Raw genomic sequence first — 19,538 nt, forward strand, 5'->3', positions numbered from 1 at the left:
TATCTAAAGGAGAAGACCTTAGAAAAAACGGAAAATACCACCAAACGCGCGCATATGCTTGCGGCGCCATCTCTCAATGATTTACTGGAACCTTATTTTCCTCCAGTTCCTGAAATCGGCCTTCCAGATAAAATCGTTAAGCGTGAGGAAGAAGGTGAAGAACTGAAATTAGTCGAAGGACTAGCTGAAATTATCGTCGTATATTTATTATTAGGTGAAATTATCAAAATAAAAGATATTCTCAGTGAGATGGCAAAAAATCTAGGAAGAGCCAGAAAAAATCATATAAGTTGTAATCGACCTCAAACCTCCTGGAGCCGAGATGCCGCTTTCTAGCACCCAAATACGATTCTTTATGCTTTTCGTTCGTCAAATAATTATTCTATAATGGAATATTGGTAATGTGGATGCAAACATATGTTGATGAAGACCAAGGAATTCATACGACATAAAATGCTGAAGAATGCCTTGAATTGTTACAGTGTGATGAAGTCCCAAAAGATTCTTCCTGAGTTAAGAAAAAGAACCAATTGCAATATTTGCGACATCACAGAATTCACAGAGAAATTTCTCATGGCAAAAAGCGGTTAATTTACGTTTCTTTTCCTCAATATCTGTTTGACGATTACTTACCTCAATATTTGCATTAAATTGGCATGGCAGAAGATGAAGTAAAAGTCGTAAATTACTCTAAAGGAGCTGCCATTGTTGTTCAGAATGCGGCCAATCCGGGGTTATTTTACATAGTCAGAAACGGAAGGGTTGCTGTTGATTCGGAGCACATTCAAATTGATCATGAGTTAACAAGCTATAACCAAGGTGATAGCTTTGGACTTGTTTCCGCTCTCACCGAACATCATTTTCTTGTTACATTATTTGCAGAAACGGACGTCGAACTACTGCAAATTCCGATTCGTCTCTTAGGTTCTTTTCTGAAAGAAAACAAGGAACTGGCGATGAAGATATTGCGACTTTATTCCCATGAATTGAGAGCTCTTCAAAGGAATCTCTCCAGGGCCAATCAACCGGCAGATAGGGAATACCTCCCTGAAAAGTTGATACAAAATGCGAAAACTTATCTCGCATGGCAAAAGCCAGATCTTGCAGCGCATTCCTTACATCGATATATTGAATGGGCAAAAACCCATCAGGGATCGAATCAAATTCCAGAAGCTGAGAACCTGCTTGCTCAAATTCGCTCCAATCTAAAACCAATAGAGTGGAAAAATCAAAAAAACACTTTGAACGCAGGTGATGTACTTTTCGTAGAAAGTGAGATGAATCGGGACATCTTTGTTGTGTTAGAAGGAAATGTAAAACTGTTTAGCATCGTAAGAGGGTTTGAGTATGTCATAGATGTCTTAGGTGCAGGAGAAATATTCGGTGAGATGAGTCTTATTGATAATGCTCCGAGAATGGCATCCGCTGTCGCTGAAACTCCATCCACCGTCTTGCGTGTGACGCCGGAAAATATTCTCGAAACGGTAGGGGAATCTTTATTGCAGAAGATATTCGAAAGCATTGCAAGGAGGATTTGGTTTTCACACCAGAGACTTATTATCTTACGTATGCAATCGCCAGTCAAAAGACTATATGCATTTCTTTACAACTCGATTCGGGACCAAGACATCCGCAAAGGTGCAAACTTAACAACAAGTTATGCGACCACTTATCAATTTCCTTTGGCATTTGAAGAACTATGCAGCATGTGCGGAATCATTAAGGTAAAAAACGAAACCATAGAGGAGTTTCTCACCGATTCGAATATCGTAATCAGCAAAGATAGGATCACTGTAAAAAGTCGAAAAAGAATCGAAGAAAGATTAGGTCAGTACAAAACCAAACAAGGTCAAATCCTAGCCAAACTAGGATGAAAATGACTCTGACTCAGTTTTGTTGACCTAAAATTTGCTTTGTTAGATAAGAAGACAGCAAGGCAAAAACCGATGAATGGATTGCTTAACATTGGCATTTAAAATTTAACCCACCTAAAGATATTTCGCCGGATTTGATCCTGATTTAGGCAAATTGGCTCCATTGCTATCTGTTCAAATCTTAGACCAAAATACAGATGCTAGCATTGGAATTCTTTTATTCCACGACATACACGGATTTAGATGAGATCTTAAACGAAATTCTAAATATTGCAAAGGTTCGGAGAGCTTAGCCAACAGAAACAGTTTTAGAGCGTTGGTATGAACAACAATCGAAGCAGATTTTTAAAGAACGATAAGATCCAAAAACGTTGGGGGAGTTATACTTCCAAACATACGGTAATCATTAATTCCGAGTTAATAAAAACTCCTGTTTATTGTTGATTATGTGATTGTTCACGAGCTTTGCCATATGGTATCTCCAAAACATGATGAAACTTTTTTTAGAATTCTAAGGCGAATTCTTCCTGATTGGGAAAAAAGGAAAACAAAGTTGGAAAAAACTTTGTTTTCACTTTGAGAAATAGTATTTAAGAATTTGTAATTACTTTTAACTTTTTGTAAAGTTTAATTCCCGCGTTAGGGATCTGCAGGGCTTGGTCGCGATGCGACGGGAGCGTAAGCGCACCCCGAAAGAGCCCGACCCACTTATCAATAGCTCCCACCTAACTAAAACTAATTGGGAACGCCCAAAAAAATATTCCCGAATTCAACACATAGCAATGCTTTTATATACAAAATATATTTTGAAATTAGATTAATAAACCTTGGGAAATAGCATTCTCGTGGTGGCGAGGGAAGGGATGGCTGTAGATCGTGCGTCGTAACAGGATGTTACGCGCACAGGAGCGGGAAGGCCATTTGATCCTGGGAGGATGATCGACCCACAGTAATACAAAACTCGACTGACTGTATTAAAAAAACTAATATGGGAAACAGCAGATGAAAGAGTCTTCTTTCATGATTTGATCTCAGCCCTAAAATATTTTATCTTAAAGACTGAAATCAAAAATAGAATGGAAAGTTAGTTCCAGTTGTTGGTTTTCGGTTTAGCAATGTTCACTTTCAATTCGCGGTTTAGAATGTTTTTTCCATTCAAATCGTTAATTGCATTGTCTGCTTCACTGCGTTCTTTCATTTCGATAAAACCGAAACCTTTGGAATTACCGGAATACTGGTCCATAATGATTTTTGCAGATGTAACTGCTCCGTGTGCGGAAAAAAGTTCATTTAACTTGTTTTCCGTCATTTCATAAGAAAGGTTGCCTACGTAGATGTTTACTGACATTTGATGTCCTTGGGAATTTAATTTTTGATTCTTCAAAATTGAAAATTTAAATACAACTAACCCATATGGGAGATCGGGTAAAAACTCAACGAAAATGCAGGGGAAACCTTAGAAAAGAGATCAGAATGCAAGAAAGTGGGGGACTACTCTAGTGATTAAATAAAAAATAATGCTGTGAATCTGGTACCATTAACAAATATCTCCCTTTCTATAGCAAGGAGATTTTTTAAAATTCTCAATTAACGAATGTTTTTTGTGAATTAAATAAAGGGGTTAGGATTGTTGAATTCCAATTTTTCCGAAGCCACCCCGCGTAAGGGATCTGCAGGGCTTGGTCGCGATGCGACGGGAGCGTAAGCGCACCCCGAAAGAGCCCGACCCACTAACAAAAACATTACGCCTATACGATTCGATCGGGAACGCCCATCTCCATAACTACATGACCGGATCGAACGGTTTCATGAATAAATCTTCTACTCACTATTGATTGGGGATTAGTGCTTCTACGCAAAAATTCGGCACCTAACTGTATTTTTATCTTAAATTCCCGGAAACGATTACCAGTTCATGAACTGGTGCGACATCTGCGGCAGAATTCGCTACAATCTTTGTTAAAGAGAGAGGTCGATTTTTAGAATATGCTTAAATACTTATTATTTATGTTTTCATTGTTTATATTTCATTTCACTTTGTTCGGCTGTTTCACAAAAGATAGAGCGGGGCTTCCTTGCGTAGGTGCTGCGGAAAAAAATGATCTGGAGTGGATCAATCAATTCATCGGACAAAGCAATGATCGCAAAGGAGTCGTTCAAGAATGTGCCGTACTTGCTCTGGCCGCGAGTAGCGGAAATGCCGCTTCTTCCGGAGGGGGGGACAATTCCGGAGCGGGTTCGGATTCAGGAGGAAATGGTTCCGGAGGGGGAGGCTCCAGTGGTGGTTCTTCCACGACTTCCCAACCGGGTAGCGCGTATTTGTATGACCTTGCCTTTCTGAATGATTCGGTTTATGCCGTGGGTTATGTAACGGGGAGTCTTACTTCCGGTACTACGCCTACAGGTTCGGATCAGAAAGCATTTATTATGAAAGTGAATGCATCTACGAGTGATGCGGAGTGGGTTAAGGAATTTGGGCCACAGCCGGGGGGAGCCAGTAACAGTGCTACAGCCAATGCGATCGAGCCTGTTGGGAATGATGTGCTTTTTTGCGGGAACTTATATGGAGATTTTGATTCCATAACTACGGGAGGACCTAATTACAATAGTACATTCCTTCGACGAATGGATCCGAATGGAAATGTTACATGGACCGGATTATTGCAAGCTTCCGAGGAGTACAAAGAAGTTCGTTGCGGGGGAGTTGCCAGTAGCGACGGAAACTGGTATGCAGTTTCCGGATATGCTTATGGAGGCATGAAATTCGGATCCGGAAGTGGTACAAATAACGCGATAAGCACTGGTAGCGCGGACGTTTACATTGCTAAATTCAATTCTTCTAATACTTATCCTACCTGGGTGACCAGAAGCGGGGGGCTCGGAGGTATTTCATGTTCGGGTGTTTCCAATAATCTTATCAATCTGGGAAATGAACTCTTCAGCGTAGGGGATATGACCGGAGGCCCATGCAGCGGTATAGGAAGTCTTATGTTATACAATAGAGCCAATGCGGGATCTATTAACTTTAAAAATACGGTCAGTTTGACTTCAACAGGAACTTATATGTTATTGCATACGGATGGAAACGGAGCGGTGACCAATAACTATGTGTTTGACGGCACTAAAATCTCGCTGAGTTCTCTTATCTTTGCGAACAACTCATTCATTCTTAACAATTCCCTTTATATGGGAATGGGATCGATAAACGGGGATTCGTCGGCTCAGCCCTTTATCGGAATCAATCTTCCTGCACAAAGCCAAGGCAATACCTTGATGAAGCTGGATCTTTCTTCAAACCCTGCCGCGAATCCGCCTACAACAACTCACACAATTGGAAAATCGACACTGGTGGTAGATGGAAGTAAACGAATCGTAGGAACTTCCGTTGCCTATGACAATGCCGGAAATATCACTATGGCAACCTACTCGAATGCGGACATTCTGTCACAAACCAGAACCGGATCTTTGGATACCTTTCTGATTCGTTTTACGGAAAATGGGACAACCGGGGCAAACCAGGGATTTGATCGTATTTGGGTAAAATCATTTGGCGAAGCAGGAAAGGAAACAAAATCTACCGCAATCACTTCCAATAAGGTGAGCGGTGATTTCTATATCGGAGGGGTACAAGGCCTGAGCATATTTGTAGCAAAGTTTGATCAAAGCGGAAACCTTGTTTGGCAACGCAAATGGAATGCTACCAGAAGAAATTAGAATGTTCCGATAGGATTTGTTTTGTGAATTTATATTTGTTTGGTGATCGATTCATCCGGGTAAGTTCAAATCTATCATATGTTATAGAATACGGGAATGTACGAATATTTGAAAGGATGGATTCTGTTTTAGAATTTGTGTTACGGATTTTTTATTGCACTATCATAGGGGGTGATATTTTGAAGAATCAAGTGTGACATATCTTCAATGCGTATTATTACATTTTTGTTTTCTGGAAATTCCGAAAAATCGATATCGAAAAAGATTCTTCTTGTTTCCAAATATTTTCTCATTTTTTCTTTTTTGATTCACTGTCAGTCGGAAAAAATACTTCCCCGATCGGAAGAGCCGTTGATTCATCTGGAATCCGGAGGTATGTTTAATATTTCGAAACGGATCGAATTTTTATCCGGGAATCAATCCTTGGATATTGCATCCGTTACAAAAAAAGAAGAAGGCTGGCTTCAGAACACTTCCAGCGTTTTTGATCGGGGTTTTAGCAATCAGGTACATTGGATTCGATTTCAGATCAAGAACACATCGGACCTAACACATTGGTACTTGGCTTTGCAAAACAACAGGATGAATTTTGTGGACTTTCATGTATTGAAGAAGACCGGGAATACAGAACTCCACACCGGAGATCATCTCCCGATACCTGCCAAAGCGAAAGCTTCTTTTCCTTATATGGATTTTACGTTGGGTCACAATGAAGCAGCCGTTATCTATATAAGAATCGAGACGGATTCACATATCGGTTTTCCCGTTCATCTTATTTCATCGGAAGATTTCGGATCTTTTATTTATGCGTACCAAACGTACCAACTGGGTTTTTTTTCGGTTATCGTTCTCTATATCATTCTGCATTTGTTTTTTAATCGTTTCCTGAATTTAAAATTGAAAATACTTTTGGCCGCCGCAGTTTTTTTCGGTTACGGATACTTTTATTTTTTATATGGAGATGGAAACAGACTCTTTTTATCGGATATGGTTTCGTTCCGGGAATATATACCTTTCCTCTCTTTGGTTTTTTTCGGATTCTGTTTTACTTTGTTTATCAAGGATTATCTGCGTTTTTACGAGATGGGGCAGTATTACAATTGGTTTGCAAATACTCTTGCTTGTTCTTTTTTTCTTTTGATTCCATTGCTCTTTAGTTCCGTTCCCAATTCCATCCAATCATCGATACGTTCTTTCGATGTGATGATCATGTATTGTTTTATGATTTACGGAGGGATTGCGAATCTTTTGAAAAAAAGATATTGGGTGTTTTTTTCAATTTTTGCATGGGTGATTATCTTTCTTTTTTCCATGGCAAGCACTTTGATGCTTTTGCATTTCATCGAATACAGCATCATCTTCGAGCAAGGTATCTTTTTTTCCTTTATCGTGGAGTTTGTTCTCGTTTTGGTTTCGACTATCTACCGTTATAGGCAGCTGGAAAAAGATAGGATCGTATTTCAGGAAAAACTGCACACTTTGATTTTGGAAAATAAGGACTTACAAAAATCATCGAATGTTTTCAGAGACGAAAACAGCTTTGAAAACGAATCAACGCAATATGATAAGAGAACCAGTCGGATCGACAGACATGAAATTGCAAAGGATATCATAGGAATTTTTGAGGAAAGGAAACCTTATCTGGAAGAAGATTTTGATTTGGGAGATTTGTCCCGCTTTTGCGGATTACGGATAGATCAGGTTTCTGCAATCATCAATAATGAATTGAATACGAATTTCAGGACTCTTGTAAATGAATATAGAATCAAAGAAGCTTGTCGTTTGATTCGGGAGACTTCAAACGAGAACTTGTTGGAAATCGCATTTGCCAGCGGGTTCGGTTCCAGAACGGCATTCAACCGTACTTTTAAAAATACAATCGGGATTTCCCCGCAGGACTTTCGCAAACAACAAATATTGAATGCGATTCCTTAATTCCCCTTAATATAAACCAACTGTTGCGTATTTACACTGGCTGCTGTTGTGTATATGGTCGGACTTCCCAAGACACCGCTACCGGAAATGGAGTAGACTCCCAGATCGCCAGTGATTGTACAAATTGCATATAAAAGAGTTCCATCCGTATTGATCTGAAGATTGGTTCCGACGTTGCTTGATGTACCGCAAGAATTCGGTGCGGGCAAACTATTTACCATTGCTCCGATAAGTCCTGTCGAAGAATTGATGTTATATGAAAATATATTTGAATTTCCGTATATAAAAATATAGTTTCCGTTGGGATGAAGGATCAATGATTTCGGGCCGAGGTAATGCGTCGGAGTCTCTGGTGCTATATTGAATGGAGTGAGGGCAGCGAGCGACGTAGATGTAACGGACATTTGTTTCACGTCTCCGCCGGATTTATTAGCGGGAACGTCTCCACCGTCGGCACAATAAAGGTAATTGCCGTTATGGGAGAAAGAACAACAATTCGCGCAACCCTCCGGGAAAAAAGGAGGCGTCCCGATATTTGATTCATTCGTCGATCCTCCCCCGAGAGCTCCCGTTGTTGTGTCTATGATCGGAAAATAACCTTGCGATTGCCCGCATCCGGTATTGAAAGTCCATAAATTGTTTGAAGCGGGGTGAACCGGTCCTACGACCAAATAGCAACCGAAACCGTAACTCGCTTCACCGGAAAAAAATCCATCGCTATCGATTTGAATTTTTGAAAAGATTTGAGCGGAAGAATGTGCATAGAGAAATTTTCCCGAAGGTGCAAAATACTGACTTCCGCCATCCAATGAATTCACCAGGGTCAATGAATTCGAGAAACTGAGAGTTCCGTCGGGATTTCGCAAATAGGATTTTATATTATTCCCACCGCCGATCACGATATGTTTTCCATTCCAAATCATAAATCCGGCGCTTATGCCCGTACTGTATGTATTTAAAAGGGAAAGGGATCCGTTGGAATTGATAGTCATAGCCCGAATAACTTGCGTTTGTGCATTTAAAATATAAAGAGTATTAACCGTTTCGCATTGAATCGAAACCGAATTTACGTTGCCATCCATAACTCCCGAGTTATTTATTATACTACATACATTGCCTGAAGCTTGATTCGATATACTAATGTTATATGCTGATCCGGGGCTGAATTTGTTTGTAAATTGAAAAGTAGAGGAACCGGATGCAACGCTCAGTGATTCGGTAGTTGCAGTTCCGCTGGATAGAACGAGACCTGATTGGGTTAATCCGGAGATGTTTCCGCCTAAAATAAGACCATCGGAAGAATTGATTCCTATTCCGCCTGCTCCCAATAATAGAAGCGGATCTGTTGCAGTGCCAGTCTCGGGAAAAAGATATTTTTTCAACAAAGGATTCAATAAACAGGAATTGAAAAAAATAAGGCTATTCAGTAGAGAAATAAAAACAAAGAGCCGCATGGTCTGTTAAATACTACGAATCCATTGCGGAATTCAATAATTTATTGATTGGTCTTTATCGTATTTTTTGTTACATTTTAGATATTGCTGCTTCGCGTAAGGGATCTGCAGGGCTTGGTCGCGATGCGACGGGAGCGTAAGCGCACCCCGAAAGAGCCCGGCCCTTCCTCTGTTCTGTTCCGGTATTGCATTTCATTGGGAACGCTCATACTTAATTTGTTCCCATCGTGGCAATCACTGTGGGACCTGTACCAGCCACGACGGGTGTGCCGGTAGTCAATGCGCCGGTAACTTGTGATAAGGTGAAGACGGATACTGTATTTGCAGCATAATTTGTGGTATACACAAATTTTCCGGAGGTATCAACCGTGATGGCATTCGGACTCGTTCCTACATTTGTTAGTGATGCGGTTGTTAGGCTACCGTTTGTTTGATTCACATTGAGGACTGAGATATCATACGAATCTTCGTTTGCAACATAAACATATCTACCTTTCGGATCAGCACCTAGAGAACGGGGAAATTGTCCGGTTGACGACGTAGCAGGAGATCCCGGCTGAAGAATCCCCGTATTGGCATCGGTTTTATAATTAGTTACCGTTTCGTCGGTTTCATTTAACACATATAATGTTTTTCCGTCCCCCGATATATCGATGGATACAGGTTTGATGCCCGAACTTACGGTCGGCGGACTTGTGGCGGTAAGTAGGCCGGTCGATTCGTTGATTCTGAATATTGCGACGGAAGAGGCGCTGTATAAGGTGACATACAGATATTTTCCGAACGGATCTATCACAACAGAGCTTGTGCCGCCTGTTAAAGAAATCGAACCGATATTTGTTATTGCGCCAGTTAGTTGGTTAACGGAAAAAGTTTGGACATTGGCACTTGTGCAAACATAAAGATAATTCCCTGAAGGATGATAGACGAGAGTAATCGCTTCATTAAGTCCTACCGGTTCGGTAAATAAGAGAGTGATATCCCCACTGGTTTGATTCACTGAAAAAATGTTAACATTCTGCGAATTCCTGTTGGCAACCGCTAGGAATCGATTGTCAGGAGTGAAGGAAAGCGAATTTGGTCCGCCCCCAGCCGTCCTTGTAAATAGGCTCGTTAATGCACCCGATGTGGAGTTGATCGAATAAACGTTGATATCTCCTCCAGTATAATTGCCTACATAAGCAAACTTTGGAATATATAAAACCCGAATGCCCAAGGTGGTTTTAGTTTCTTTTAAATTATGATAAGCCGTGACCGTGTAAGGTTTTGTTGTTTGGCCTGAGGTAGGTGTTCCCGTAATCGCACATGTTGCAGTATTAAATATGAGTCCAACCGGTAAACTCGGAGTGATTTCGCATCTTGTGATCGGTTTTGAAGCGGCGGGTAGGATTTCATTGATGGTTTCATTTTGGTTCAAAGCGAGAAAATGATTTTCGTATTTTATTTCGAATAAACTTTTGCCGGAGGGAGCTAAAAAAGTCGAACAGGCATAAGACGAATCGTTTTGAGATGCTTTTAAAAAGAGGGAAAGCAGAAAACCTTCGCTTTGCGGATCACAAGCACCGTTTAATACGGGTGATTTGCAATTTAACAATGAATTTGCGAAAAATAGAAATGAAATGACGCTAATAAGTATTTTTTTAAAAGTAAGATTCCTTTTTTTTCCGAAAGGAGTAATGAAATCATAATTGGTTTTTTTTATCATGGTAGATCCGGATCTTTAGTTTCAATAAACTAAAGATATTCGAAATCTTTGCTTTTGTCGTCCTGGGACGGGAATTCGGAGTGCAGAATGATTGTATTTTAGTTTTGAAATGTTTTGTTTTAAACGATTCGGTTAACGGGTGGCTGGCGATCCCGTCAAAAACGCTACAAATCCGCGTTTTTGACAGGTATAAGCTTAGAGCCCTTTCGTACAGCGAGCTCGGAAGGATACCGTATTTGTTGAAGGTGTGATCGCTCCGAATATTTTATCGACAGCACATTTTTTTACCTGAATATCATAAATGGTAGTGGAGTTTTCGATGATCTTGGCATCACAGGTACTGACAGGATCGTAACCACCACCTCCAGGCATATCAATATTCAATATAAATGTTCCTTGAGCTGCTAGGGAAACACCTGTGCTTTTTGTAAAATCCACCCGATGAAGGTAAAAGGAAGGTAGAGTTAAATCATTGTTCGGGATTTCCACATCATCATTTCCGTTCACATTCAAATTACCTCTACAGACACCCAATGTTTTTACATATTTTGTTTCTCCGACGGTTATTTCCGCCGTATTTATTGCCGGTTGCGGTAGATCTTCTTCAGCGACCGGAGTTGTATTGTTCGCAGGCGGAGCGGACTGAGTCAGCAAAATGGCAGAATACAATTCTTGCGAACTATTATCTTTTTTATCATAACCTCCGTCATTGCAGTTTAACAATACCGGTAACAGCAGGCAGATTCCTATCATCGAAAAATACCTTTGCGATATTTTGTTTTCCCTTAAGAAAGATGTTTTCAATTGATTCTCCTTCTGATGGAACTCTCTCCATCAAATTTATCAAGTTGTGCTTACGATAACTTGATAAATAAATTGTGTCGTCCTGGGACGGGAATCGGGAGAAATAAATTTTTTATGTTCATTGCGAAAATGTTAGGTGTGAACAGTCGTCGGTGATATCACGACATTTTTGAATTCGAATGATTCCGAAGACGGAGATAAATTTATGATCAGAGGTGAAATTAATGTTCCAGATAAATGTTAAATATTATTTCATTGGATTTTAAGTTCAATATGCACACCTTCGGTAACAAACCTTATGTTCTTCTGAATTTTGTCCTGATACTTTCAAGTATGTCGTGTTCCTTTGAAAAAAATGCGCTCGATGCAACGGCGAAAAACGGTGTTTTTTATTTAGGTGAAGATTTCGCCGCAAAACATTCGCTAATTAAGCTTGATGGAGAGTGGGAATTTTATTATCGGAATTTTTATTCCGAGAGCCATTTTACAAAAGATCCTTCACTTAAGAAGGATTACCTTTCCTTTCCGGGATTTTGGAATGATAAAATAATTGACGGTATTACATTAGGCGGTACAGGTTTTGCGACTTATCGATTGGTTGTAAAATTACCGGATAAACTTCGAAATCAGTCCCTTGGGTTGTATGTACCTCATGCTTTTTCGGCGTATTATATGTACATAAATGGAAAGTTGGAATTACAAAACGGAACACCGGGTAAAAACGCACGGGAGACAAAGGAGTTTTGGCTTCCATCCGCTGTTTTCTTCAGCACTCCGAACCAGGAAATAGAAATCATCATACATGTTTCCAATTTCAAATCATTAAACGGAGGATTTCGCCAAAGTATAGAGTTGGGTACCGCAGAGGATGTTTTGAATACCAAGCAGATGCGATTGACGATAGACTTACTGTTAGTTGGCGGACTACTTGTGATCTCTCTCCTTCATCTGTGCATCTATTTGATAAGACCAGAAGATAAAGGCATTCTATACTTTTCCATTTACGCTTTTTTAGGTGTGGTTTATAAACTCACTAACGGTGAATATTTTTTGATGATGTTGTTTCCCGGACTGGATTGGACATGGTTGATTAAAATATTCTTACTCTCCGTATATTTGACTTTTCCGGTTCTTATTAGCTTTGTAAGACAAATGTTCCCGGAAGAGACTCCCGGAAGGATCGCCTGGTCGATACAATGGCTCTTTTTGGCAATGGTTGTTTTCGTAATATTCTCAGAATCTTCCTTACTGGAATACTCACTGATACCCGGTGAACTTTTGATTATGTTGTGTTGTTTGTTCGTTTTGCACATATTCGTCCATGCAGCGATTCGGAAAAGAGAAAGTGCTCTCGGGTTTCTTGCGGGTTTTTTGGTTTTTGTGATAACAGTCATTAACGATATACTCTTCGAGAAAAATATAATAAAGACTGAAATCTATTCACCTATCGGATCTTTTGTGATGTTTTTTTCACAGGCGTTTTTTCTCTCTAAGAAATTTACAAACGTACTTTCCACAGTGGAAAAACAAAATGTAGAGTTGGAACAATCTGCATTACTCAAAGAGAAATTATTCCTTACAAACATTCAATCGAAGAGAATGGAATTGGAACTTCTAAAAAAAACGATCCAACCTCATTTTCTAATGAATTCACTTTCTGCAATCCGGTATTGGGTGATGGAAAATCCTGAAAAATCAACGGATATTCTGGATGCTCTTGCGGGAGAACTACGCATCATTCAGAATGTCGCAAACAAAAAACAGATTTCTATCATTGATGAATTTAATTTATGCAAATACCATGTTGCTGTCATGGGAATGCGTATGGAAAAGAACTATCCTTTGAAGTTGAGAGGTTTTGCCGGTGATGAAACCGTGCCTCCGCTTGTATTTCACACCCTTCTTGAAAACGCATTTACACACGACGATTCCGGAAATGCGAAACTTTCCTTCTGCATTTGGAAAAAAAAGAATATAAAGAGTGATAAAAATTCGGAACATTATTGTTTTATTGTACACAACCATAGTAGGGATTCTAGGACTAGTGTTACGAAAAGCGGATCAGGAACCGGTATGGAATATATTCGTTTGCGTTTGGAAGAGTCTTACCCTGGCAATTGGCAATTGGAACATGGTAAAACGAGAACTGGCTATCGTGTTTTAATCGTGATAAAAATAGAAGACTATAGTAAAAAAACATAAAATGAATATCTTAATCGTTGAAGACGAACCGGTACATGCAAGATATCTTAAGCAGCTTTTGGAAAAGGTGTTGGGTAATGACATCGAAGCCATATTCCACGAGACTTCTCTCATTCAATCGGGAAATTATTTAAAAGAAGGCGGGATCGATCTTTTATTTTTGGATCTGAATCTGTTCGGGGAAAATGGTTTTGATTTACTGAAAACCGTTCCCACTACTAATATTCTTACCATTGTTGTTTCGGGTAACACGGATCAGGCATTGTCTGCATTCGAATACGGTGTGATTGATTTTATTGCCAAGCCTGTCTTGGAAGACCGCCTTCGTTTGGCTTTGGAAAGATATGATTCCTTTCGCCGTATGTATGATCCGAAGTTGAATAAAAAATTTACACGTCATATACCAATGAAAGAAACTCCGAGATTGGAGATCGGTCAGTATGCAAAAACACGTTTATTGCAAGTAAATCTGGAAGATTTACAAACTCGTTTGAATCATCTGATGGATGTGGAAAAAATCTATTTGGATGAGGATCTTTCCTTGGAAGTTTTGGCGGAAAAACTCGATTTGCACCCGAGACAACTTTCCGAATTTTTAAACGGAAGGATGAATATCACTTTCAATTCATACGTTCACAAATATAGAATCAACGAAGCTAAAAAAATCCTGCTCGAATTTCCGGATAAAAATGTAAGTGATGTAGGATTTGATGTTGGTTACAAATCGCTTTCAAACTTTTATGAGGCTTTTAAAAAGGAAACGGGGATGACTGCATCGGAACTTCGTGCAAACGAACTTGTCAGGTGCAGGTAAGATACTGAACTTTAAAAATACTTTTTGTGTTCAATAATCAAACATCGGTTAGATACGACTCGGATTCCCGCTTTTTCTGCGCGTGCTTCCGCTTCGGGGTGGGAAATCCCAAGTTGAAGCCATAAAACCTCCACACCACCGATGGAAAGTATTTCATCGACTACTGTCGGGATGGACTCCGAACCTCGAAATACGTCGACAAACTTTCTGAAAGCTGGCGGTACTTCGCTCAGATTCTTATAAATTGTGAATCCGTTCACTTCGTGAATTTTTGGGTATGTTCCTACGATCTCCCAACCTTGCCCTCTCATATAGGCGGGCACATAATGGCTTGCTTTCTGTGGGTCATGACTAAGACCATACACTGCAATCTTTTTATAATTTACTAATATATCTTTAATTTCATTGTCTTTGACATTCATATTTTTGCCGTTCTAAACATTACTTATCTTAGACTCTTATTTCAGTTTAGAAGTTTCCTTATAGCGAAAACATTCTTCTAAATGATCATTCACCAAACCGGTTGCCTGCATATGTGCATAGATTACAGTACTACCTACGAATTTGAATCCTCGTTTGATCAGATCTTTACTCAGTGCATCCGATTCTTTCGTTGTGGCAGGTACATCCCTTAAGGTTTTTCTACGATTGACGATGGGTTTTCCGTTTACAAAACTCCATACGTATTTGTCGAAGGAACCGAATTCCTTTTGAATTTCTAAAAACCTTTTGGCGTTATTAACCGCTGCATAAACCTTCAAACGATTTCTAACGATGGAGGGATCGAGTAATATTTTTTCCAATTTCTTTTCAGTGAACTTGGCCACTTTCTCAGGATCGAAATCGGCAAATGCCTTTCTATAACCTTCCCGTTTTTTCAGGATAGTCGCCCAACTCAGACCTGCTTGCGCTCCTTCCAAAACCAAAAATTCAAAATGTATAAGATCATTATGAACGGGAACACCCCATTCTTCGTCATGATATTTGATGTATTGATCGAAATTCAAACACCAGGAGCATCTGTTTTTTTCTTTTATAGGCATATCAATCAAATCGATTACTCCTCACTGATCATTACGAAATTTTATCCCTAATACAATACTAAGGGTATTCATATACAAAAAAATAATACCGATGAATCTCATATATCATTTTCTTTTTACCGCGTAAGGGATATGTAGGGCGTAGGTCCGATCTTTGCTTTGCAAAGTCGGACGGGAGCGTCAGCGCACCCCGGAGTAGCCCGACCCCTAATCGATATTAGTCGTATCATTCGTTTGATCGGGAACGCCCGACCTTAACCGCCGATTTTATCATTCCGCAGGATAACCCGAATATGTCATTTTTCCCGTAAAGTAAATAGGGCTTTTTCGTTCCAAGAGAATTCGATTGTTTAACTTGGTTTGTAAATCTTGTAACATTGGGTTGCCTGGAGAGATCCCTTGGGCATCAACTAACAATACATAATGATAGGAAGAGGTAAGATCTTCTTCTTGATCGGGGTCGTCCCATAAAACAACGAGATTGCCTGAACCTGTTTCTCTATTTCGATCGTTTATAAAAATCGCTTCGTTTGGCTCTTGGTTCGGAGAGGTGGGAAGTGATTTATTATAAATTCTTTTTTCGGAAATAAGCACCGTTTGATTGGGATCGATATGGGGAGGTAGATAGATTTCCGTAGGAGCATCCGAGTTTCTTCCTTTCCAGATAAGAATCATAAACCTTCTGTCTCCGAAATATTTTGTTTCCGTATCTCCCGGTCTGATCGCAGCCCATTGGAAAACATTATTCCAAGTATCATATCCGATTGCGTTGTAATGAGAGCTCATCACACGACCTTGGGATCTGCGAAAGTAAGATCTTTGTATCACACGAGAGTCTACATTGAAACTTGTTCCGTAATTTCCTACCACGGAAAAATCCTCTTCGTTCCAAGCATCTTTGGTTGTGATCAATTTGGAAGTGTTTCCATTCATATACTCGTGGTGGTTGTTATAATAATAATCCCAGTGCCATTCCGTTCCGGACACAATGGGGTTATAAAAATCAGCGAATCTTGTTTTGGAGGATTGAGTTCCGTCGGAAACTTCCATCGCCTGATAGACTGCATTCAGCATTCTGGGAGTGTCTTTCGCTCCCGTTCCTTTGAGCCACATACCGAATTCACTTAAGAAAACCGGAATATTCAAGAAACGTGATTCTTTTCTGATCTCGTCCAAATATTTGAAATAAGTGGCGTTGTCGATTCCAGTCAGATCGGTTCCCATTCTGCCTGCGTCGTAAAAATGGGAGTTGAATACAAAACCCGGACCAGGCGGAGTGAGAAGATGGCCTCCTCCCGTTGGAGGAACAATCGCAGAACCAACGTTTGTATTCCAGAATACCAACGGTTCGGCAAATACCCATTTATTTTCCCAACCGTTCTGGTCCAACACGGTTCGGACTTTTCTATACATTGGCCAAAGTTTCTGATTGTCCCAGCTTGCAGGAGTTAATCCCTCCATTCCCCCGTCGACAGGTTCGTTGAACGGATCGAGCCCCAATACATAAGCGAATTCTTCTGCAGTTAACTTTTCTTTGATGTAAGAAGATGTTTTCCCGATTTGCCAGATGAATTCGGTTTGCATATTTCTTGTACCGGCGGAAGTGGAAAGAGAAGAGTTATTCCAAAAATTACGAAAACCTCGGCGGATTGCTTCATTGGTTAGATTGTTTTGGCTCCAGCTTGCGCAAATGAATCCGCAATATTCGCTCGGGTAAGATCCGCCTTTCGTGATCCAGACGGGAGCTCCATTTCCGGTATGCCAGGAATTTTTATTGAATAGATGTCTGGAAAATAAATCCTGATGGTAATCCAAAAGGATGTACATTTTTTTCGCAGTAGCCTTTCGCATTTGCGCGATGATCGCATCCAAATAGGTATAATCGATCGTATCTACGGAAGGATGAACTCCTTCCCATGCGATCGTAAATCGAATGATATTGGAGCCTGTTGTTTTGCCGAGTCTTGCAAATGCTATCTCCGCATCCGATTCGTTTTGAAAAGGTTTGAAACCGTGCTCCGCTAATTTCATATTTCCTGAAATATTGAAACCGCGAAATGAGACTTCGCGCCCCAAGCCATCTATGAAAATTTTATCCGTGATGTTATTATTGGTTTTGTCGGAAATGAAAATTTCTCTTTCCGGGCCGGTATCGGAGTAATCCAAAGAATGCATTGTAACCGAAACATTGTTCGCTCTTGAATTTGCAGATTGATTTCGGGTATCCGCATTTTCATTTTGTCCCGAACTTTGTTGCAATAAACCGAGAGCAGAAGTTTTCCATTTTCCTGAATCGGGGAAACAGGCGGAGAAAGAGAGTAAGATCGTGGCAAACGTGGATAAATGGGTTCTCTTCATGGGAGGTGATTTTAGGAACCGTTTTTAAAAATGCCAACTCGTTTTTTAAAAAATTAGAATATTCTGTCTTGTGAAAAAAATGTTCGGAGATTGATGTTGATCTGGGATCGGACTAAGGGAAGAAAGGGATTCATAATGAATAACAAATACAAAGGTAAAAAAGTCTTCATTACCGGAGGATCTGCCGGGATCGGAAAAGGAATCGCGCTCGCTTTGGCAAAAGAAGGGGCAAGCGTAATCATTTGCGCTCGGAATCAGGCAAATTTGGAAAAAGCAGTCGCCGAATTGAAACAGGTCGGTAACCCAGAAGCTGTTTTTGGTTATGTGGTTTTGGATGTTTCCGATAAAAAACAGGTGGAATCCGTAGCGAAGGATGTAATCAAAACTTTAGGCGGCCTTGACTTACTAATCTGTAATAGTGGTTATGCGCAAGTGGGAGAAGCGGCAAACTTGGATGATTCCGTTTATCGCAAACTCATGGATGTGAATTATTTCGGACATGTGAATACTTCTCTTGCTTTCCAAAATCAATTCATACGACAAGGGTCGGGAGAAATTGTTTTTTTATCTTCCACTCTTGCATTTTTTTCCATCTACGGATACGGAGCTTATGCTGCGAGTAAACAAGCAATCGTGGGATTTGCCCAAGGCCTTCGCCAGGAGATGATGTTTCATAATGTGAAAGTAAAATTGTTTTTTCCTCCCACGACGGATACTCCCGGACTTGCTCGGGAGAATGAGGACAAACCTGCGATCACGAAAGAAATGGAAATGGGTTCTGCATTAAACAAAGTACATTCCGTCGAAAGTGTTGCTAATGCAATTGTTAGGTGGATTCCGAATCGAAAATTCATCGGATACACCGGCTGGGATTCTTGGTTGCAATATTTTTTATTCAGACATTTCCCGGAGTGGGCGATTCGACTTACTGATTCCGAATTGCGGGGAGCGGAGGCTCGATTGAAAAAGAAAAACAAGGCGGTTTCGAAGTAAAATCCGAATCCCGGTAGGGCTCTTACGGAAAACGACTTGGAAGAAAAACATTAAGTCCTTTCTTCCAAGTCCGATCAAAATGAACTTATATCCGTTAGGCGCGAATGAGTGTGACTTCGATATTACCGCGGGTTGCGTTGGAATACGGACAAACCTTATGAGCTTCCGCAATCAACCGGTCCGCTGTTTCGGGATCTATACCGGGTAGGGAAATTTTCAATGTTACCTCAAGACCGAAACCCGCAGGTGTCGGTCCGATTCCGACGCTGGACTCGATGGAAGTATCGGCAGGCACGGCTACCTTGTCACGACCACCTACAAATTTCAATGCACCGATAAAACAAGCAGCATAACCGATGGCAAACAATTGTTCCGGGTTTGTTCCTTCGCCACCTGCACCGCCAAGTTCTTTCGGTGTGGATAGTTTTACGGATACCTTGCCGTCATCAGTCGCACCGGTTCCTTCACGGCCTCCGGTAGCTTTGGCGTGAGCCGTATAAAGCGCTTTAATCTTTGTCATATGTATCTCCTTACAGTAGGACGGGAGCAAGTGATTGTTCCGTTAATTAGATTGTTTAAAATTAAATTGTGCGCAATATTTATGCAATCCTATTTTCAAGGGAAATTTCGTTTTTTTTGCAA

General features: G+C 40.4%; 16 protein-coding genes and 1 pseudogene (1 of these 17 only partly in view). 9 read left to right on the forward strand and 8 right to left on the reverse strand.

The genetic code is table 11. The features are described 5' to 3' along the window. From DI077_RS03095 to DI077_RS19850, 4 genes and pseudogenes are all read left to right on the forward strand, one after another. Positions 1-336 carry the 3' portion of a hypothetical protein gene (locus DI077_RS03095; RefSeq protein WP_135354910.1) on the forward strand. It extends 144 nt beyond the left edge of the window, so only the last 336 of its 480 coding nucleotides appear in the window; the start codon falls outside the window, past its left edge; it ends in the stop codon at positions 334-336. Positions 337-348: 12 nt separating this feature from the next. Continuing rightward, positions 349-591: pseudogene (locus DI077_RS19845) on the forward strand (hypothetical protein); the annotation flags it as partial. A gap of 65 nt (positions 592-656) precedes the next feature. After that, a complete protein-coding gene (locus DI077_RS03100; protein WP_109020871.1) occupies positions 657-1,874 on the forward strand; it encodes a Crp/Fnr family transcriptional regulator in 1,218 nt (405 codons plus the stop codon). Positions 1,875-2,322: 448 nt separating this feature from the next. Next, positions 2,323-2,454 (forward strand): YgjP-like metallopeptidase domain-containing protein, encoded by a 132-nt coding sequence (locus DI077_RS19850; protein WP_423241757.1) that lies wholly within the window; start codon positions 2,323-2,325, stop codon positions 2,452-2,454. Between the two features lie 504 nt (positions 2,455-2,958). On the opposite strand, the gene DI077_RS03105 is transcribed toward DI077_RS19850, so the two are convergent. Next, on the reverse strand, positions 2,959-3,222 hold the full coding sequence (locus DI077_RS03105) for an RNA recognition motif domain-containing protein (RefSeq protein ID WP_109020869.1): 264 nt from the start codon (positions 3,220-3,222) through the stop codon (positions 2,959-2,961). Positions 3,223-3,860: 638 nt separating this feature from the next. On the opposite strand from DI077_RS03105, the gene DI077_RS03110 reads away from it, so the two are divergent. Together DI077_RS03110 and DI077_RS03115 are read left to right on the forward strand one after the other, a co-directional pair. Continuing rightward, positions 3,861-5,588: a hypothetical protein gene (locus DI077_RS03110; protein WP_135354909.1), complete on the forward strand. Its 1,728-nt coding sequence runs from the start codon at positions 3,861-3,863 to the stop codon at positions 5,586-5,588. A gap of 207 nt (positions 5,589-5,795) precedes the next feature. Next, entirely contained in the window at positions 5,796-7,523 is a 1,728-nt protein-coding gene (locus tag DI077_RS03115; RefSeq protein ID WP_109020867.1) for a 7TM-DISM domain-containing protein, read from the forward strand. On the opposite strand, the gene DI077_RS03120 is transcribed toward DI077_RS03115, so the two are convergent. From DI077_RS03120 to DI077_RS03130, 3 genes are all read right to left on the reverse strand, one after another. Continuing rightward, positions 7,520-8,905: a lactonase family protein gene (locus DI077_RS03120; RefSeq protein ID WP_167837169.1), complete on the reverse strand. Its 1,386-nt coding sequence runs from the start codon at positions 8,903-8,905 to the stop codon at positions 7,520-7,522. The genes DI077_RS03115 and DI077_RS03120 overlap by 4 nt on opposite strands. Positions 8,906-9,188: 283 nt before the next feature. After that, complete coding sequence (locus DI077_RS03125) at positions 9,189-10,682, reverse strand: lactonase family protein (protein WP_109020865.1); 1,494 nt, start codon at positions 10,680-10,682, stop codon at positions 9,189-9,191. 195 nt (positions 10,683-10,877) lie between these two features. Next, the gene (locus DI077_RS03130) at positions 10,878-11,486 is read right to left on the reverse strand and encodes a hypothetical protein (RefSeq protein ID WP_242935331.1); all 609 of its coding nucleotides are present in this window, start codon (positions 11,484-11,486) and stop codon (positions 10,878-10,880) included. A 237-nt stretch (positions 11,487-11,723) separates the two neighbouring features. Between DI077_RS03130 and DI077_RS03135 the strand changes: the two genes are divergently transcribed. After that, complete coding sequence (locus DI077_RS03135) at positions 11,724-13,688, forward strand: sensor histidine kinase (protein WP_242935332.1); 1,965 nt, start codon at positions 11,724-11,726, stop codon at positions 13,686-13,688. Position 13,689: 1 nt separating this feature from the next. Continuing rightward, positions 13,690-14,502 (forward strand): helix-turn-helix domain-containing protein, encoded by an 813-nt coding sequence (locus DI077_RS03140; RefSeq protein ID WP_109020863.1) that lies wholly within the window; start codon positions 13,690-13,692, stop codon positions 14,500-14,502. A gap of 11 nt (positions 14,503-14,513) precedes the next feature. On the opposite strand, the gene DI077_RS03145 is transcribed toward DI077_RS03140, so the two are convergent. From DI077_RS03145 to DI077_RS03155, 3 genes are all read right to left on the reverse strand, one after another. Beyond that, complete coding sequence (locus tag DI077_RS03145; RefSeq protein ID WP_109020862.1) at positions 14,514-14,924, reverse strand: CoA-binding protein; 411 nt, start codon at positions 14,922-14,924, stop codon at positions 14,514-14,516. A gap of 36 nt (positions 14,925-14,960) precedes the next feature. Further along, the gene (locus DI077_RS03150) at positions 14,961-15,545 is read right to left on the reverse strand and encodes a DNA-3-methyladenine glycosylase I (RefSeq protein ID WP_109020861.1); all 585 of its coding nucleotides are present in this window, start codon (positions 15,543-15,545) and stop codon (positions 14,961-14,963) included. Between the two features lie 270 nt (positions 15,546-15,815). Further along, positions 15,816-17,903 carry a cellulase family glycosylhydrolase gene (locus DI077_RS03155; protein ID WP_109020860.1) on the reverse strand — a complete coding sequence of 696 codons (2,088 nt, stop codon included), beginning with the start codon at positions 17,901-17,903 and terminating at the stop codon, positions 15,816-15,818. A 135-nt stretch (positions 17,904-18,038) separates the two neighbouring features. Here DI077_RS03155 and DI077_RS03160 point away from each other — a divergent pair, with 135 nt between their 5' ends. Further along, a complete protein-coding gene (locus DI077_RS03160; RefSeq protein WP_174705644.1) occupies positions 18,039-18,896 on the forward strand; it encodes an SDR family oxidoreductase in 858 nt (285 codons plus the stop codon). Positions 18,897-18,990: 94 nt separating this feature from the next. Here DI077_RS03160 and DI077_RS03165 read toward each other — a convergent pair whose 3' ends face one another. Beyond that, a complete protein-coding gene (locus DI077_RS03165) occupies positions 18,991-19,416 on the reverse strand; it encodes an organic hydroperoxide resistance protein (RefSeq protein WP_109020859.1) in 426 nt (141 codons plus the stop codon). Between the last annotated feature and the right edge of the window lie 122 nt (positions 19,417-19,538).

This window comes from Leptospira kobayashii (assembly GCF_003114835.2).
Lineage (GTDB): Bacteria > Spirochaetota > Leptospiria > Leptospirales > Leptospiraceae > Leptospira_A > Leptospira_A kobayashii.

Excerpts from the sequence above, each read along its gene's own strand:
- DI077_RS03100 (WP_109020871.1), top strand. The coding sequence starts at position 657 with ATGGCAGAAGATGAAGTAAAAGTCGTAAATTACTCTAAAGGAGCTGCC.
- DI077_RS03105 (WP_109020869.1), bottom strand. The coding sequence starts at position 3,222 with ATGTCAGTAAACATCTACGTAGGCAACCTTTCTTATGAAATGACGGAA.
- DI077_RS03110 (WP_135354909.1), top strand. The coding sequence starts at position 3,861 with ATGCTTAAATACTTATTATTTATGTTTTCATTGTTTATATTTCATTTC.
- DI077_RS03115 (WP_109020867.1), top strand. The coding sequence starts at position 5,796 with ATGCGTATTATTACATTTTTGTTTTCTGGAAATTCCGAAAAATCGATA.
- DI077_RS03125 (WP_109020865.1), bottom strand. The coding sequence starts at position 10,682 with ATGATAAAAAAAACCAATTATGATTTCATTACTCCTTTCGGAAAAAAA.
- DI077_RS03135 (WP_242935332.1), top strand. The coding sequence starts at position 11,724 with ATGTTAAATATTATTTCATTGGATTTTAAGTTCAATATGCACACCTTC.
- DI077_RS03140 (WP_109020863.1), top strand. The coding sequence starts at position 13,690 with ATGAATATCTTAATCGTTGAAGACGAACCGGTACATGCAAGATATCTT.
- DI077_RS03145 (WP_109020862.1), bottom strand. The coding sequence starts at position 14,924 with ATGAATGTCAAAGACAATGAAATTAAAGATATATTAGTAAATTATAAA.
- DI077_RS03150 (WP_109020861.1), bottom strand. The coding sequence starts at position 15,545 with ATGCCTATAAAAGAAAAAAACAGATGCTCCTGGTGTTTGAATTTCGAT.
- DI077_RS03155 (WP_109020860.1), bottom strand. The coding sequence starts at position 17,903 with ATGAAGAGAACCCATTTATCCACGTTTGCCACGATCTTACTCTCTTTC.
- DI077_RS03160 (WP_174705644.1), top strand. The coding sequence starts at position 18,039 with ATGAATAACAAATACAAAGGTAAAAAAGTCTTCATTACCGGAGGATCT.
- DI077_RS03165 (WP_109020859.1), bottom strand. The coding sequence starts at position 19,416 with ATGACAAAGATTAAAGCGCTTTATACGGCTCACGCCAAAGCTACCGGA.